18 protein-coding genes are annotated in these 15,355 nt (G+C 69.3%); 10 read left to right on the top strand and 8 right to left on the bottom strand.

Going from position 1 to position 15,355, the window contains the following annotated elements; translation table 11 throughout:
- The first annotated feature begins 80 nt into the window (after window positions 1–80).
- The 6 genes from GYB83_RS13060 to GYB83_RS13035 are packed head-to-tail and all read left to right on the top strand — an operon-like array spanning window position 81 to window position 4,183.
- Window positions 81–722 (top strand): phosphatase PAP2 family protein, encoded by a 642-nt coding sequence (locus GYB83_RS13060; RefSeq protein ID WP_161895926.1) that lies wholly within the window; start codon window positions 81–83, stop codon window positions 720–722.
- A gap of 5 nt (window positions 723–727) precedes the next feature.
- Window positions 728–1,399, top strand: a complete 672-nt coding sequence (locus tag GYB83_RS13055; protein ID WP_161895925.1) for a response regulator — start codon at window positions 728–730, stop codon at window positions 1,397–1,399.
- Window positions 1,400–1,412: 13 nt separating this feature from the next.
- The gene (locus GYB83_RS13050) at window positions 1,413–2,780 is read left to right on the top strand and encodes a sensor histidine kinase (RefSeq protein ID WP_161895924.1); all 1,368 of its coding nucleotides are present in this window, start codon (window positions 1,413–1,415) and stop codon (window positions 2,778–2,780) included.
- A 30-nt stretch (window positions 2,781–2,810) separates the two neighbouring features.
- Window positions 2,811–3,350 carry a M15 family metallopeptidase gene (locus GYB83_RS13045; RefSeq protein ID WP_161895923.1) on the top strand — a complete coding sequence of 180 codons (540 nt, stop codon included), beginning with the start codon at window positions 2,811–2,813 and terminating at the stop codon, window positions 3,348–3,350.
- Window positions 3,351–3,387: 37 nt separating this feature from the next.
- Complete coding sequence (locus GYB83_RS13040; RefSeq protein ID WP_186349780.1) at window positions 3,388–3,792, top strand: transcriptional regulator; 405 nt, start codon at window positions 3,388–3,390, stop codon at window positions 3,790–3,792.
- Between the two features lie 31 nt (window positions 3,793–3,823).
- The gene (locus GYB83_RS13035) at window positions 3,824–4,183 is read left to right on the top strand and encodes a DUF3817 domain-containing protein (RefSeq protein WP_161895922.1); all 360 of its coding nucleotides are present in this window, start codon (window positions 3,824–3,826) and stop codon (window positions 4,181–4,183) included.
- A 120-nt stretch (window positions 4,184–4,303) separates the two neighbouring features.
- Here GYB83_RS13035 and rdgB read toward each other — a convergent pair whose 3' ends face one another.
- Together rdgB and rph are read right to left on the bottom strand one after the other, a co-directional pair.
- A complete protein-coding gene (gene rdgB / locus GYB83_RS13030) occupies window positions 4,304–4,927 on the bottom strand; it encodes an RdgB/HAM1 family non-canonical purine NTP pyrophosphatase (RefSeq protein WP_161895921.1) in 624 nt (207 codons plus the stop codon).
- Window positions 4,924–5,679, bottom strand: a complete 756-nt coding sequence (gene rph / locus GYB83_RS13025; RefSeq protein ID WP_161895920.1) for a ribonuclease PH — start codon at window positions 5,677–5,679, stop codon at window positions 4,924–4,926. Before rph ends, rdgB begins: the two co-directional genes overlap by 4 nt.
- A 360-nt stretch (window positions 5,680–6,039) precedes the next feature.
- Here rph and GYB83_RS13020 point away from each other — a divergent pair, with 360 nt between their 5' ends.
- On the top strand, window positions 6,040–6,672 hold the full coding sequence (locus tag GYB83_RS13020) for a hypothetical protein (protein ID WP_161895919.1): 633 nt from the start codon (window positions 6,040–6,042) through the stop codon (window positions 6,670–6,672).
- Between the two features lie 411 nt (window positions 6,673–7,083).
- On the opposite strand, the gene GYB83_RS13015 is transcribed toward GYB83_RS13020, so the two are convergent.
- From GYB83_RS13015 to clpS, 6 genes are all read right to left on the bottom strand, one after another.
- Window positions 7,084–7,857: a cyclic nucleotide-degrading phosphodiesterase gene (locus GYB83_RS13015; RefSeq protein WP_161895918.1), complete on the bottom strand. Its 774-nt coding sequence runs from the start codon at window positions 7,855–7,857 to the stop codon at window positions 7,084–7,086.
- 105 nt (window positions 7,858–7,962) lie between these two features.
- Entirely contained in the window at window positions 7,963–8,757 is a 795-nt protein-coding gene (murI, locus tag GYB83_RS13010) for a glutamate racemase (RefSeq protein ID WP_161897506.1), read from the bottom strand.
- Window positions 8,754–9,293 carry a rhomboid family intramembrane serine protease gene (locus GYB83_RS13005; RefSeq protein ID WP_161897507.1) on the bottom strand — a complete coding sequence of 180 codons (540 nt, stop codon included), beginning with the start codon at window positions 9,291–9,293 and terminating at the stop codon, window positions 8,754–8,756. Before GYB83_RS13005 ends, murI begins: the two co-directional genes overlap by 4 nt.
- Before the next feature lie 68 nt (window positions 9,294–9,361).
- The gene (locus GYB83_RS13000) at window positions 9,362–10,486 is read right to left on the bottom strand and encodes a P1 family peptidase (RefSeq protein ID WP_161895917.1); all 1,125 of its coding nucleotides are present in this window, start codon (window positions 10,484–10,486) and stop codon (window positions 9,362–9,364) included.
- Window positions 10,483–11,094 carry an oxidative stress transcriptional regulator AosR gene (gene aosR / locus GYB83_RS12995; protein WP_161895916.1) on the bottom strand — a complete coding sequence of 204 codons (612 nt, stop codon included), beginning with the start codon at window positions 11,092–11,094 and terminating at the stop codon, window positions 10,483–10,485. Before aosR ends, GYB83_RS13000 begins: the two co-directional genes overlap by 4 nt.
- Window positions 11,095–11,119: 25 nt before the next feature.
- A complete protein-coding gene (gene clpS, locus GYB83_RS12990) occupies window positions 11,120–11,422 on the bottom strand; it encodes an ATP-dependent Clp protease adapter ClpS (RefSeq protein WP_186349779.1) in 303 nt (100 codons plus the stop codon).
- Here clpS and GYB83_RS12985 point away from each other — a divergent pair.
- From GYB83_RS12985 to GYB83_RS12975, 3 genes are read left to right on the top strand one after another with little or no spacing between them, the layout of a single operon-like run.
- Window positions 11,421–12,764: a nicotinate phosphoribosyltransferase gene (locus GYB83_RS12985; RefSeq protein ID WP_186349778.1), complete on the top strand. Its 1,344-nt coding sequence runs from the start codon at window positions 11,421–11,423 to the stop codon at window positions 12,762–12,764. The genes clpS and GYB83_RS12985 overlap by 2 nt on opposite strands.
- The gene (locus tag GYB83_RS12980) at window positions 12,764–13,363 is read left to right on the top strand and encodes an isochorismatase family protein (protein ID WP_161895914.1); all 600 of its coding nucleotides are present in this window, start codon (window positions 12,764–12,766) and stop codon (window positions 13,361–13,363) included. Before GYB83_RS12985 ends, GYB83_RS12980 begins: the two co-directional genes overlap by 1 nt.
- On the top strand, window positions 13,360–15,354 hold the full coding sequence (locus GYB83_RS12975; RefSeq protein ID WP_161895913.1) for an ATP-dependent DNA helicase: 1,995 nt from the start codon (window positions 13,360–13,362) through the stop codon (window positions 15,352–15,354). The genes GYB83_RS12980 and GYB83_RS12975 overlap by 4 nt, the downstream gene beginning before the upstream one ends.
- Window position 15,355: the final 1 nt, after the last annotated feature.

Below are 15,355 nucleotides of genomic sequence, written 5' to 3'. Positions count from 1 at the left end.
CGGGAAGTTGCGACACAGTTGGGACGTCGTCGCGTCACACCACGGCGAGTCCGAGACATCGGCCCGGCACGGTGGAACACATGAAGACCACCGTCACTCACCGAATCGGAGCCCTGGCCGCCGCCGCTGCCGCGTTCGCGCTCGCAGCCGTCACCTATGCGATGTTCGTCGCCTCCTACCCGGGCCAGGTGGCCGACAACACGGCGATGACCGACTGGGCGGCGAGGTGGGGCAACGACGTCCCCACCGCCGGGTGGCTGGGAACGCACCAGCTGACGGTGCTCGCCGCGATCGGCGCGGTGATCGCGGCCGCCTGCGCGTGGCGACGGTCGGCGCGGCTCGCGGTCCATGCGGCGATCGTGATCCTGAGCGCCGTCGCGGCGGCCGTCTTCCTCAAATACGGACTCCACCGTCCCGCGTTCGGCGTCGGGACCGGCAACAACTCGTTCCCGTCCAACACCGTCGCGGCGTTCGTCGCCGCGGGCCTCGCCCTGGTCGTCGTGGTCCCCCGACGGCTCCGGACAGTGGTCGGCATCGGCGCGTCGGTCGGGACGATCGTCGTGTCGGCCGCCGTGGTCGCCCTCCAGTGGCACCGGCCGTCGGACGTGATCGGCGGATGGCTCATCGCGATCGCCGCCGCGTCGGCCGCGGAATGCCTGGTCCCGGTCCGCGCACGCGTCGACTACAACCCGGGGACGCGACTGCACACTGTGCGAAGCTGAGTGGGATGCGACTGCTCCTGATCGAAGACGACCCACAGATCGTCGAGGCGCTCGAGATGAGTCTCGAACGCCTCGATCACACCGTGGTGGCCGTCGCCGCCGATCCGGGCGACGGGCTCGCCGCACTGCTCGCCGAATCGGATCTGGTCTTGCTCGACATCGGCCTGCCCGGAGCCGACGGGTTCAGCGTCTGCCGGTCGATCCGTGCGATCAGCACCATTCCGATCATCATGTTGACGGCCCGGTCGGACGACATCGACATGGTCGCGGGTCTGGAGGCCGGAGCCGACGACTACGTCGTGAAGCCGGTGAGCCCTCGAGTCCTCGACGCGCGGATCAAAGCGAACGTGCGCCGCGCGACGCACGACTCGCCCTCAACCACCGACACCGCCGCCGACGGCCCAGTCGCGGGACTCGTCGTCGACAGGGCGGCCGCGGCCGTCCGACGCGACGGCGTCGACCTGCAGCTGAGCCCTATCGAGACGCGGCTGATGCTGACCTTCGCCGACCATCCCGGCCAGGTCCTGAGTCGCGATCAGCTCCTCGCGCTGGTGTGGGACCAGTCGTATCTCGGCGATTCCAGGCTCGTCGACAACGCGATTCAGCGTCTGCGTTCCAAGGTCGGCGACGCCTGCGTCGAGACGGTCCGCGGCTTCGGGTACAGGTTCGCGCCGTGACGGCGACGACGCGGTGATCGGTCGCCTGCTGCCGAGCCTCCGCTCCCGCGTGATGCTGGGCACGGTGCTCGTCGTGCTCGTCACGGCGCTCGGCGCGGGCGGTGCGACAGCGCTCGCGGCCCGGTCGTGGGCGTATCAGGATGCGCAGGACGCGGCCCTCTCGACCTTCACCGACGAGATGACGACGATGCAGGACGATCTGCACATCGTCCCGCCCGATGCCGTCGTGACCGTCGGCGGCGAGGTGGTGTCCGATCCCCTCGGACGGACCGATCTCATCCCGCTCGATCTGCGAGCGACAGTCGACCGCACGCCTGCTCTGTACCGCTTCGAGCGGCTCTCCGGCGAACGGATCGCCATCGGGTACCAGCCGACCGGCGACACCGAGGCGCGCAGCTATTTCGTGGTCCGGCCGCTGATCGACGTGTCCACACGTCTGAGGCATCTGATGACGATCCTCGCCGCCGCGGTCGGCGGCAGTGTGGTCCTCGGTGCCGCCCTCGGGGTGTTCGTCGTGCGGTCGGTGGTCCGCCCGCTGCGCGAGGTCGAGGGCGCCGCCAAGCGCATCGCGGCAGGCGACGACGGCGTCCGCATGCCGGCCACCGATGTCCGCGAGCTTCAGGACGTGACCGGCTCGCTCAACGACATGCTCGACGAGAAGGATGCGACGCTCGCCGTGCTCCGCGAGGAGGAGCAACGCGCGCAGCGTTTCGTCGCCGACGTGTCACACGAACTGCGGTCGCCGCTGGCTGCGATGATCCCCGCCGCCGAGGTGCTGCAGGAGGAGCTCGCCGACGACGACGGTTTCGCGGGCCGCGCCGCTCGACTGGTCTCCCACGAGGTGACCGGCATGGCCGCGCTCGTCGAAGACCTCCTCGAGATGACGCGGCGCGATGCGGGACTGGCCGACGTGCGGGTCGAATCCGTCGACGTCGGGCCGGTGCTGCGGGACGCACTGGATCGTCGCGGATGGTCGGACGTCCCGATCATCGGGTCGGCCCCGACCGTGTCGACCGATCCCCGCAGGCTCGTCGCGGTCGTCACCAACCTCGTCGGAAACGCCGTCCGGCACGGTCGCGCACCGGTGACGGTCGAGATCGGGCACCGGGCGACGGTCCTCACCATCGCCGTGATCGACCACGGCGACGGCGTCCCGCCCGAGCACCGGACGCGGATCTTCGAACGTCTCTACAAGGCGTCCGACGCCAGGACCAGGACGGGCGGCGCAGGCCTCGGCCTGGCGATCGCGCGCGAGAACGCCCAGCTCATGGGCGGCGACGTCCGCTATCTGCGGACCCCTGCCGACACGACGGTGTTCGTCGCCGAGTTCGACGCTCCCGCGACACGATCGGGGCGCGGCCGCGTCGTGGACGGGATCTGATCGGGACGTTCACCGACGACCGTGAGCCGCATGAGAATCCATGTGCTCCGTTCATTCGCCTCCGTCCTCGCCGTCTCCGCGGTCCTGATCGGCGGCGTCGCCTGCCGGGCCGACGGCCTGATCCCACGGCCGTTCTCCGACGCGTCCGAGAGCGGCGAACTGCCCGACGGCGGTGTCTCGGTCGACTCGACGTCGCCCGCCGTCACTCGCCTGCGCCCCGAACTGTTGCGGGCGGTCCGCGCCGCGGCAGTGGACGCGCTCGCCGACGACCTCGACATCCGCATCACGTCGGGCTGGCGGTCGCGATCGTTTCAGCAGACCCTGTTCGACGACGCCGTGCGCACATACGGCTCGGAGCGGGAGGCCGCCCGGTATGTCGCCGCACCGGGGGTCTCGAAGCACGTGACCGGCGAAGCCGTCGACGTGGGTCCGACCGATGCCGCGGATTGGATGTCGCGCAACGGATCCCGATACGACCTGTGCCAGGTGTTCGCGAACGAACTATGGCACTACGAGCTGGTCCCCGGCGGCGACTGCCCGGACCTCCTGCCCGATGCGAGCTCGCTGTGACCCCGGTCGCTCGGGGTCGCCAGGTACCGTGAACGGTGTGGCCGACACTGCATCACCTCCCGCCAAGCGACACCGACCTGCGCTGATCGCACTCGTGATCGTCGCGGCCGGAGCCTGCCTGGCCCTCGCGTGGTGGCAGTGGGGCCGATTCGAATCGGACTCGGGCACCTTCCAGAACCTCGGGTACGCCCTGCAGTGGCCGGCGTTCGCGATCGCCGTCGTCTACGCGTATCGACGATTCGTCGTCATGGAGGCCGACCCCGACGCCGTCCATCAGGCCGCCGCCCGACGCGGGCCGACCGAGATCCCCGAGGGCGTGCTGCCGCAGCGGCCGACGGCGGCCGACCCGCACGTCGCGATGTTCGACGAGCCGGACGACGGACTCGCCGACTACAACCGGTACCTGTCCGAGCTCAACGACTCGCGCGACGACAAGCGCTGACCTGCACCGACATCCCACCGAAGGAACACCTGTGACCGATCTGTCGAAGTCCGACACCGCCACGCCCGACGCCGTCGCCACCCAGAAGCGCGTCCACGGCGCCCTCCTCCGGTACCGCGCGCTCGCGTGGATCACCGGCATCTGGCTGCTCGCGCTGGTCGCCGAGGTGATCGCGAAGTACGGCTTCGGCGTCGACGGATTCGGCTGGGTCGGCATCGCACACGGCTGGATCTACTTCGCGTACCTGATCTTCACGGTCGACCTCAGCATCAAGGCCCGCTGGCCGCTGGGGAAGCTGGCGCTCACCGCGATCGCCGGCACCATCCCGTTCCTGTCGTTCTACTTCGAGCACATCCGCACGCGCGAGGTGAAGGAAGAGTTCAACCTCTGAACGCCCCTGGTGATTGGGCGACATCGCCGCTGATTGAGCGACGTCCCCGCTGATAGAGCCGGACCCGGAGCGATAGCGGAAGGCCCGTGTCGAAATCCACCCGCACGCGCAGTCCGCCGCTCAGATCGCCCGCAGCATCGGCACGAGCTGCGCGAGCGCCTTCCCGCGGTGACTCAGCGCGTCCTTCTCCGCGGGGCTCAGTTCGGCCGACGTCCGACCGTTCGCCTCGGCGTCGTCGGGCACGAACAGCGGGTCGTAGCCGAAGCCCTCGGCACCGCGTCGTTGCATGACGATGCGCCCGCGCCATTCGCCGCGGACCACCGTCTCGGCCCCGTCGGGATGCACCAAGGCACACACCGACACGAACGCCGCGCCGCGGCGTTCGGCGGGTACGTCTCCCAACTGCGCGAGCAGCAGCTCGTTGTTGGCCTCGTCGACGGACATCCCGGAGATCAGTCGGCCGGACCAGCGCGCCGAGAGGATCCCCGGCATTCCGTTGAGCGCGTCCACACAGATCCCGGAGTCGTCGGCGAGCGACGGAAGTCCGGTGCGCGCGAACGCTTCTCGCGCCTTGATGAGGGCGTTCTCCTCGAATGACGCTCCGTCCTCGACGGGTTCGGGATAGCTCTCGACGTCGCCGAGACCGAGTACCTCGAGGCCCGTGATCCCCGCCGCCTCGACGACGCGTCGAAGCTCGTTCAGCTTCTTCGCGTTGCCGGAGGCGAGGAGGACGCGGCCCGTCACTTCGCCGCGGGCAGGACACCCGGGTACGGCTCGGCGAGGACCGCGCGCTGGGCCTCCACGATCTGTGCGATGCCCTCTTCGGCGACGTCGAGCATGGCGTTGAGGGTGCGGCGCGGGAAGGTCGCGCCCTCACCCGTGCCCTGAACCTCGACGAGGGTGCCCGCGTCGGTCGCGACGACGTTCATGTCGACCTCGGCGCGCGAGTCCTCCTCGTACGGAAGATCAAGGCGGACGCGGCCGTCGACCACGCCGACGCTGATGGCGGCGATGATGCACGACAGCGGCTGCGGATCGTTCAGCTTGCCTGCGGCGCCGAGCCAGGTCACAGCATCGGCCAGCGCGACATAGGCGCCGGTGATGGCGGCGGTGCGGGTGCCGCCGTCGGCCTGCAGGACGTCGCAGTCGATGGCGATCGTGTTCTCACCGAGCGCGGCGAGGTCGATGCACGCCCGGAGCGACCGGCCGACGAGGCGGCTGATCTCGTGCGTGCGGCCGCCGATCTTGCCGCGGACCGACTCGCGCTTGTTTCGCTCATGCGTGGCCGCCGGGAGCATCGAGTACTCCGCCGTGAGCCAACCGAGGCCCGATCCGCGCCGCCACGACGGCACGCCTTCGGTGACCGACGCGGTGCACATCACGCGCGTGTTGCCGAACTCCACCAAGACCGAACCCGCCGGGTGCGTGGTGAATCCGCGGGTGAACTTGATGGGTCGAAGCTCGTTGTCGGCCCTGCCGTCTTCTCGTGTGCTCACGAAGGCGAGTCTATCGTCCGGTGCCGACAGCCGACGGGATCGCCGAACACTTTCACTGTCGTTCCGACGGGCTCAACGAGCGGAGAAGCACCCGCCGAGCCTGGGAGACCCCCGCTCTGACAGTCCCGCCCGGTCGTTGAGCCGACACCGAGCCCGAAAAGGCGAGGCGTCGCGTCGAAACGAGTAGCACGTCAACCAGCGTTCAGCACGTTCGACACCGCCTCCGCCAACGCGCCAACACGCCGACGGGCTGAACGAGCGGACGAGCGACCACGACTTCGACCGCATCGCGACAGTCCGAAATTGTCAGACCCCCTCACTAGAATAGAACACATAGACGAAATACTAGTGATGTAGGCCATGATTAGTACCTCATTCGCGGCAGGCGCCTACGACCTCGACGACGCCCTCACCATCGCCATGCCCCTGCCCGCCGCGCGTACGGACCGCGTCGCGTTCGCGGGCAAGGCCGCGTCGGCCGCCGCGATCACCACGTGGCACAGCTTCCGCGAACTCCACGCCGAGTACCACGACAGGGTCGCCGACCGAGCGCACCTCGACGCGTCCGAGTTCCATCGCATCTGCGATGTCTTCACCCAGATCGCCGCGGCGTACGCCGTGGTGGCGAATGTCGGACGCAACGCGTCCGAACGCTTCCTCGACCACACGCTGGCCTGCTTCGACAGGATCCCGGCGATCGGCCGGCTGCTCGGCGACGGCCTGATGTCGCCGCACGCGTTCGGCCGGGCGGTGCTGGAGACGGCGAACATCGTCGACGACGACCTCCTCGCAGCGGTCGACGCCGAGGCCGCGGCCCGCCGCCGGTCGTTGAGCCGCGTTCGAGCCCGCAAGGGCGAGAGCGCGAGTCGAAACGTGTCACCCGTCGAACACCTTCGTGACTTCGTCGCCGTAGTCATTGACCACCTTCACCGCGACGCGTTCATTCGTCGAGGGCCTTCACCAATGCGTCCTGCGCGTCGCCGTAGAGGATGAACGACACCTTCGTTGCGACCTCATCGCTGACCGTCCAAGAGCTGGCGCCCGCGCCGATACCGGCAGCAACAACGCAGAAGCGCCCTTCTCCATAGCGTGCTCGGCCAGCGCCGCGGCGTTCAGAACCGTCTCGACCCACCGCTGAGCGACAGGTTGCCCATTGCGATCAGCCCACCGCGGATCGAGCGTTGAAGCATCGACGACGCCATGACCAGAAGAATCGGAAGACCGAGCCCTGCCCCGGTCTTTGCTGCGTCGAGAGCTCGAACCTGCGCGGTGAGGTTGTGTTCGCGCGGGTCGCGGCCACTCACGAGGTGGTCGGCGCTCCCCTCGGAGATGGCCCATGCCTGACAGCCCGGGTTCGGCACGTTTCGACGGGCTCAACGACCGGACGGATCGCCGGGCCGGGGCTCAGAGAGGCTTTCGGACCTCGATCACTTGGCCTTGGTGGACGAGTTGGAGCGGGCCGGCGTATTCGCGGGACGCTTCGTCCAAGATCGCGTCGGAGTCGGTCCACGGGACGACGTGGGTGAGCGCGAGTGAGCGGACCGCAGCCGCGGCGGCGACCTGACCGGCCTCGGCGCCGGACAGGTGCAGACCCTCGGGGCGGACGCCGGGTTCGTGCGTCCACGACGCCTCGCACAGGAACAGATCGGCATCGCGCGAGAGTTCGACGACCTCGTCGCACACGCCGGTGTCGCCGCTGTATGCGAGGACTTCGCCGTCGGGGCCGGTGATGCGCAGGCCGAACGTGCTCGGCGGATGATTCACCTTGAACGGCTCGATGTGCAGTCCGTGCACGTCGACGGCCACCCGGTCCTGCCATTCGCGGACGTCGTAGGTGTCGGAGATGTCGTCGACCTCTCCCGGGTACTCCGACGAGCCCGCCCCGATGCGCACGGCCGTGCCGACCGGCCCGAACAGGAGCGATCGCTCCGTCGCGGACTCGGGCGCCCACCGGCGCCAGACCAGCATCGCGGGCAGGTCCATGCAGTGGTCGGCGTGCAGATGACTCAGCAGGACGGCGACCTTGTTGGGGTCGGCATGCTGCAACAATTCGCCGAATACACCGTGACCGCAATCGATGAGGACGGGCTGATGTCCGTCGGCCTGCACGAGATAACCCGAGCATGCAGCGCCGGGGCCGTTCACACTCCCCGAACACCCGAGCACCGTCAATCGCATGCCGACCACTCTGCCACGTGCAAAAGCGAATCAAGCATCGAACGGCCGCCGCGTGATCGACCAATTCTGGGCCGTTCACATATGCGGCATGTCACGGATTCGGCATCACACACTGGTGACATGTCCGATCTGAGGACCGAGAAAACGCTTGGACAACTTGGCGAAACTCTCGGGATCGCCTGTCGCAGAAAACAATCGGTGCGCCTCCCGACCGTCGTGCGGGTGCAGTTGATCGGTCTCGGTGAGGACGCGGAAGGTGTCCTTCGCGGTCTCCTCGGCGCTCGACACGAGGGTCACCTCGTCTCCCATCACCAATTGAATGACACCGGACAGCAGCGGGTAGTGCGTGCAGCCCAAGACGACCGTGTCGACCCCCGCCTCCTGCAGCGGTTCGAGATAGCCCTGTGCGAGCTGAAGTATCTGCCTGCCGCTCGTCACGCCGCGCTCCACGAAGTCGACGAACCTCGGACACGCGACGGCGGTGATCTCCATGTCGCGCGCCGCCGCGAACGAGTCCTGATAGGCGCGGGAGGCTATCGTGGCCTCCGTTCCGAGGACGCCGATCTTGCCGTTGCGGGTGGTCGCGACCGCGCGCCGGACGGCGGGCAGGATCACCTCGATCACCGGGATCGGCGCGTACCGCTCCCGCGCGTCGCGCAGCATCGCGGCCGACGCCGTGTTGCACGCGATGACGATCGCCTTGACCCCGCGGCCCATCAACTCGTCGCCGATCGCGAGCGCATGGCCGCGGATCTGGGGGATCGTCAACGGACCGTAGGGCCCGTTCGCCGTGTCGCCGATGTAGACGATGTCCTCGTCGGGCAGCAGGTCGATGACGGCACGCGCGACCGTCAGACCGCCGACGCCGGAATCGAAGATGCCGATCGGTCCGTGATTCAGCGGAACCCTCCCTGGTCGATGGCCGGTGCGCCCGGCCGGTCGCGTGCGGTGACCGACGCGGCGAGCACGCCGCCGATCGCACCGAACAGATGCCCCTGCCACGACACGCCCGCCGTTCCCGGCAGTGCGCCCCACAGGATGCCGCCGTAGACGACGAGCACGACGATCCCGCCGAGAACCTGCCACACGTCGCGGTTGAACACGCCACGCACGATCAAGAACGCCAACCAGCCGAAGACGATTCCCGACGCTCCGATAGTGATCGAATCGGACGGCGCTATCAACCACACGCCGAGCCCAGACGTGACCCAGACGATCGCGGTCACGGCGATCGCGTGACCGGACAGGACCACGAAGTACGCGAGCACGACACCGGGCAGCAGATTGCCGATCAGGTGCGCGAAGTCGGCGTGCAGGAACGGAGCCCACAGGATCCCCACCAGGCCGGACCAGCTGCGCGGTGAGATGCCGTGCGCGTCCAACCTGCCGTTCATGACGGTGTCGATCAGTTCCACGACGATCAGCACGGCGGCCATCACCGCGACGGCGATCGCCGCCTGCACCCACCGTCCCCAGGGAGCCTCCGGTTTCGGAGTGTGGTCTGTCACGTCTCGACTCCGCTCGACGAACCGGAAGGACTTCCGCTCGACATTGTGCGGAACGCCGAGGGCACGACGTCCCGGTACGCCGGGATCGACGCGACAGAGGTCGCGTTGACCACGGCGTTCACGATCGCGCGCTGGACCGCGGTCGCCGACGCCTCGCACAGGGCGGCGACCACGGCGGTCTCCGGCTCCATGCCGGGCGGGATCGGGACGGCGTTCTCGGGGTCGACGTCACGGCCGCCGGTCGCGACGGCGAAGAGCGTGTCGCCGTCGAGCGGCGAATGGGCCGGCCGGATCGCGCGGGCAAGACCGTCGTGCCCCGACATCGCGAGACGCCGCAGCGCCGACACCGACAGCGCGGCGTCGGTGGCGACGACGCCGATGGTGGTGTTCAAGACGGTCCCCTTCGCCGACAGTTCGGCCAGCGAGGCGACCTCCGACGCGGCGGGCTCGGTCAGTCCGTGGTGGGCCGCGTCGTCACCGCCCCACGGCAGTCCCGTCGACGGATCGATCACCTGCCCCACCGGGTTGGCGACGACAACAGCCCCGACGGTGAGTCCGCGGGCGGGCCCGTCGGTCAGCGTCACCGACGCCGTCCCGACACCGCCCTTGAGTGCGCCGGCGCGAGCGCCCGTGCCCGCCCCGACCGATCCGACGGCGAAATCCGCATCGGCCGACGCGAGTGCGCGGGCGCCGAAGCCGGCGTCGGGCCGGTTCTCCCAGCGTCCGACGGGCAGGTCGAAGATGACCGCGCCGGAGACGATCGGCACCACATGCCCCTGCAGATCCATCGGCAGGCCGACGCCGTCGGCCTCGAGTCCGAGCATCACTCCGTCGGCCGCAGCGAGACCGTAGGCGCTGCCGCCGGTGAGGACGATCGCGTTCGCACCGCGCACGCTGTTGCCGGGTTCGAGGAGATCCGTCTCCCTGGTCCCCGGTCCCCCGCCGCGCACGTCGACGGCCGTCGTCGAACCGGCGGGCACGACGACGACCGTGGTGCCGGTCGCCCACCCGGAGCCCGGTTCGGTGAGGGTGGCGACGACGACGTCGTCGTCGCGTCGGTGAGCATGCCCGACGGCGACGCCCGCGACGTCGCTGATCCGGTCCCCCGGCGCCGCGGTCATTCCACCGAGTCCCACTCGGACTGTGTCCACTCGTCGGCCATCAACGCCTCCACCAGCAACCCCTGGACCACCGACAGCCAGTCGTAGACGTCGCGGTGCGCCGCCTGCGGATGGTCGGGCGCCAGGCGCATCGGCTGGTCGTCGATCCCGAGCATCGCACCGAGCGCGAGTCGGACGTCGGTCAACGCCGCGAGCCAGCGGTCGGCCTCCGCCTCGGTGAGCCGGATGTCGCCGCCGCCGGGCGGCAGGGTGTCCAGGACGGTGGCCGCGGCCTCGAGCTTCGCGTCGATGATCTTGGGCTCGTTGACGCTCCGGAGCCCGCCGTTGAGATCGGACGACAGGGATGCCGCGGTCAGCTCGGGTTCCTGATCGGGTCGATGGAAGTCGGGCAGGAGTCTGCCGAGCGTCACGTCGGCGGGCGCCGTCGTGTGGCCGGTGGCGATGCCCGTCATCGCGGACAGTTCGTCACGCGGTGCGGAGTCGATGCGCTCGGTGAGGATCTCGGTGATCGACTCGATCATCGACGCCAAGAGCTGACATTCGTAGCTCTCCAGATTGGAGCAGATCCGGACGTCGGCGCCCGATCCGGTACGTCGCCATGTCCTCATACCGCAGTCCTCATGCCGCACATCTTCACGAATCGTGCTGCATCGTCGCCCACAGGCCCGCGGCCTGCAGTTTCCGCACGTCGGTCTCGACTTTGGTCCGGTCGCCCGACGAGACCACCGCCTTCCCCTCGTTGTGCACCTGCATCATCAGTTCGCGGGCGCGGGTCTCGGAGTACCCGAACAGCTTCTGGAAGATGTACGCGACATAGTTCATGAGGTTGACGGGGTCGTCCCAGACGACCGTCACCCACGGCCGGTCGGTGACGACCTCGGGTTCGGCCACCGCGGTGCCGGTGCTCGTGCCCGGCGTCACGTCATCGCGCACCATGAGTAATAGGGTAGCGAACGTGACCGCTACAGCGCTTCTCACCGACCAGTACGAACTGACCATGATCTCGGCCGCCCTCAAGGCCGGGGTCGCGGACCGTCCCTGCGTGTTCGAGGTCTTCGCCCGACGCCTGCCCGACGGGCGTCGGTACGGTGTCGTCGCAGGCACCGGCCGCGTCCTCGACGCGCTGGCCGACTTCCGGTTCGGTGGCGAGGAGATCGCCGCGCTGCGCGGGATCGTAGACGAGCCGACCCTGCGATGGCTCGCCGACTACCGTTTCACCGGCGAGATCGACGGGTACCGCGAGGGCGAGCTGTACTTCCCCGGCTCCCCGATCCTCACGGTCCGCGGCGGCTTCGCCGACGCCGTGATTCTGGAAACGGTGATCCTGTCGATTCTCAATCACGACAGCGCGATCGCGTCGGCCGCGGCCCGCATGGTCAGCGCGGCCGCGGGCAGGCCGATCATCGAGATGGGCGGCAGGCGGACGCACGAGCAGGCCGCGGTCGCGTCGTCGCGCGCGGCGTACATCGCCGGTGTGACGGCGACGTCGAACCTCGAGGCCGCCCGGACGTACGGGGTGCCCAGCGCGGGCACCGCTGCGCACGCCTTCACCCTGCTGTTCTCGACCCATGCGGGCACCGACGAGAAGGCCGCGTTCGCGGCGCAGATCGACGCGCTCGGCGTCGGCACCACGCTGCTCGTCGACACGTACGACATCACCGCGGGTGTCGCGAACGCCATCGAGGTGGCTGGTCCCGACCTCGGCGGGGTCCGCATCGACTCCGGCGACCTCGGCATGCTCGCCCGACAGGTACGCGCCCAGTTGGACGGCCTCGGGGCCCCGAACACGAAGATCGTCGTCTCCGGCGACCTCGACGAATACGCGATCGCCTCGCTGCGCGCCGAACCCGTCGACATCTACGGCGTCGGTACGTCGCTGGTCTCCGGGAGCGGGGCACCCACCGCCGGAATGGTCTACAAGCTGGTCGAGGTGGACGGCGTTCCCGTCGCCAAGCGCGCCAGCCACAAGGAGAGCCACGGCGGAGCCAAGCGCGCCGTCCGCGCCGCGCGCGACACCGGCACCATCGTCGACGAGATCGTCGTGACCGGTGGCGCGGGCGTCGACGTGGCCGATCTGGTGGATGTCGGTAATCTTGACGTCCGGGACCTGCAGATCCCGTTGGTGCGGGGCGGGCGTGTCGTCGACGACCTGCCGACGCTCGCCGACGCTCGCGACCTGCTCGCCCGCGGCCTGGTGTCGCTCCCGTGGGAGGGCCTCGGCCTGAGCCACGGCGATCCCGCCGTCCCGACCCGCTACGTGACTCGACCGGAGAACTGATGACCGACCACCGCGCCCTGATCGTCGTCGACGTGCAGAACGACTTCTGCGAAGGCGGCGCTCTCGCGGTGCACGGCGGCGCCGCCGTCGCCGCCTCCGTCAACACGATCGTCGACGACTACTCGGTGGTGGTCGCCACCCGCGACTATCACATCGATCCGGGTGATCACTTCTCCGACGAACCCGACTTCGTCGACTCCTGGCCGCCGCACTGCCGCGCGCACACCGACGGCGTCGGTTTCCACCCGACGTTGAACATCGAGCCGTTCGACGCCGTCTTCGACAAGGGCGCCTACAGCGCGGCGTACTCGGGTTTCGAGGGCGCCGACGCCGACGGCACTCCCCTCGCCGAATGGCTGGCCGCGCATGACATCTCCAAGGTCGACGTGGTCGGCATCGCGACCGATCACTGTGTCCGCGCGACGGCGCTCGACGCGGTCAAGGCCGGTCTGCACACCCGGGTGCTGCTGCCGTTCACCGCCGCTGTCGCCGAGTCGACGACTGCGGCGGCGTTCACGCAGATGCGCGAGGCGGGCGTCGACCTGTCCGGCGAACTGCTGTACACCGGCACTCCCGCCCCCACCCCCGACACGCAGTGAGCGACATCCCCGACGTCACCGACCTGCTCGACCACGCGGTCACCGCCCTCGGCGGCAGCCGACGAGACGGACAGGTGTCGATGGCGACCGCCGTGGCGTCCGCCATCGACGACGACGTCCACCTCGCCGTCCAGGCGGGCACGGGCACCGGCAAGTCGCTCGCCTACCTCGTCCCGTCCATCCGGCACGCCGTCGAGAGCAACGAGACCGTCGTCGTGTCGACGGCGACGATCGCCCTGCAGCGTCAGCTCACCGAACGCGATCTGCCGCGCGTGTCGAAGGCGTTGACGAAGCCGCTCGGCAGGGAGCCGCAGTTCGCGATCCTCAAGGGCCGCGCCAACTACCTGTGTCTGAACAAGATCCACTCCGGCGTCGCCGAGGAACCGGACACCGAGCTGTTCGACGCTTTTGAACTGTCGCGGACCGGTCGTGAGGTGACCCGCCTGCGCGAGTGGGTGTCCGACACCGAGACCGGCGACCGCGACGACCTCCCCCAGGGCGTGTCCGACACGTCGTGGCGGCAGGTGAGCGTCAGCTCCCGGGAGTGCCTCGGCGCGAACAACTGCCCGTACAGCGAGGACTGCTTCGCCGAGATCGCGCGCCGCAAGGCCGGGGCGTCCGACGTCATCGTGACCAATCACGCCATGCTCGCGATCGATGCGATGAGCCCGGCCACGATCCTCCCCGAACACAAGGTCGTCGTGATCGACGAGGCGCACGAACTCGTCGATCGCATCACGTCGGTCACCACCGAGGAGATCTCGGCGGCCGGGGTGTCGCAGGTGGCGCGTCGCTGCGGCAAGCTCATCGACGACGAGACCGCCGACGCGCTGGTCGGCGCGGGCGAGCAGCTCGGCGTCCTCCTCGAGGACGCTCCGCAGGGCGAATGGGTGCGTCTGCCGGGCGGCGCGGGTGAGATCCTCGCGTCGCTGCGCGACCGTCTGTGGAACGCGCGGAGCAGCATCGGACCGGCACGCCAGGGATCGACCGGAGCCGTCGACCCCGAGGCGGCCGCGGCGCGGCAGATGGCGATGTCGTCGGCCGAATCGATGCACGACGCCGTGGTCCGCGTCCTGACGATGTTCGGCGAGAACGACATCACCAAGCGACACGACGTGGTGTGGAAGTCGGTCGACGACTTCCGGAACAACACCAAACATGTGCTGCGCATCGCACCGCTCTCGGTGGCCGGTCTGCTGCGGACCTCGCTGTTCACCGATTCGACGGTCATCCTCACCTCGGCGACACTGACGATCGGTGGAAACTTCGACGCCCTCGCCCGGACGTGGGGGCTCCCCCCGCACGGCGACTCCACCGAGTCGTCGGGGTGGCGCGGGCTCGATGCGGGTTCGCCGTTCGACTACCCGAAGGCCGCGATCCTGTACGTCGCAGGTCATCTCCCGCCTCCCGGGCGCGACGGGCTGTCGCCGAAGACTCTCGACGAGATGGTCGGACTGATGGAGGCCGCGGGCGGGCGGACTCTCGGACTGTTCTCGTCGATGCGCGCGGCCAAGGAGGCCGCCGAGAAGCTCCGCGACCGCGTCGACTATCCGATCCTCTGCCAGGGCGACGACGCGACGTCGACGCTCATCAAGAAGTTCGCCGACGACGAGCGGACCTGCCTGTTCGGGACCCTGTCGCTGTGGCAGGGCGTCGACGTGCCGGGGTCGTCGTTGCGACTGGTGATGATCGACCGCATCCCGTTCCCGAGGCCGGACGACCCGTTGCTCTCGGCCCGTCAACGCGACGTGGACGCCCGCGGCGGCAACGGCTTCCTCACCGTCTCGGCGAACCATGCGGCGCTGCTGCTCGCTCAGGGCGCGGGTCGACTGCTGCGAGCGACGTCGGACAAGGGCGTCGTCGCCGTACTCGACTCACGCCTGGCGACGGCCCGCTACGGCGGCTATCTGATGGCCGGACTGCCCCCGTTCTGGCGCACGCGCGACCCGAAGCCGGTGGTCGCGGCCCTGCGGCGACTGGCGTCGAGCTGAC

Origin of the sequence: Gordonia spumicola (assembly GCF_009932475.1) — a bacterium.
Taxonomy (GTDB): Bacteria; Actinomycetota; Actinomycetes; order Mycobacteriales; family Mycobacteriaceae; genus Gordonia; species Gordonia spumicola.
Note: the sequence above shows the minus strand (reverse complement) of the source record. Positions and strands in the feature narration are given on the sequence as shown.

Excerpts from the sequence above, each read along its gene's own strand:
- GYB83_RS13060 (WP_161895926.1), top strand. The coding sequence starts at position 81 with ATGAAGACCACCGTCACTCACCGAATCGGAGCCCTGGCCGCCGCCGCT.
- GYB83_RS13055 (WP_161895925.1), top strand. The coding sequence starts at position 728 with ATGCGACTGCTCCTGATCGAAGACGACCCACAGATCGTCGAGGCGCTC.
- GYB83_RS13045 (WP_161895923.1), top strand. The coding sequence starts at position 2,811 with ATGAGAATCCATGTGCTCCGTTCATTCGCCTCCGTCCTCGCCGTCTCC.
- GYB83_RS13020 (WP_161895919.1), top strand. The coding sequence starts at position 6,040 with ATGATTAGTACCTCATTCGCGGCAGGCGCCTACGACCTCGACGACGCC.
- GYB83_RS13015 (WP_161895918.1), bottom strand. The coding sequence starts at position 7,857 with ATGCGATTGACGGTGCTCGGGTGTTCGGGGAGTGTGAACGGCCCCGGC.
- GYB83_RS13005 (WP_161897507.1), bottom strand. The coding sequence starts at position 9,293 with ATGGCCGCCGTGCTGATCGTCGTGGAACTGATCGACACCGTCATGAAC.
- GYB83_RS13000 (WP_161895917.1), bottom strand. The coding sequence starts at position 10,486 with ATGACCGCGGCGCCGGGGGACCGGATCAGCGACGTCGCGGGCGTCGCC.
- aosR (WP_161895916.1), bottom strand. The coding sequence starts at position 11,094 with ATGAGGACATGGCGACGTACCGGATCGGGCGCCGACGTCCGGATCTGC.
- GYB83_RS12985 (WP_186349778.1), top strand. The coding sequence starts at position 11,421 with ATGAGTAATAGGGTAGCGAACGTGACCGCTACAGCGCTTCTCACCGAC.
- clpS (WP_186349779.1), bottom strand. The coding sequence starts at position 11,422 with ATGGTGCGCGATGACGTGACGCCGGGCACGAGCACCGGCACCGCGGTG.
- GYB83_RS12980 (WP_161895914.1), top strand. The coding sequence starts at position 12,764 with ATGACCGACCACCGCGCCCTGATCGTCGTCGACGTGCAGAACGACTTC.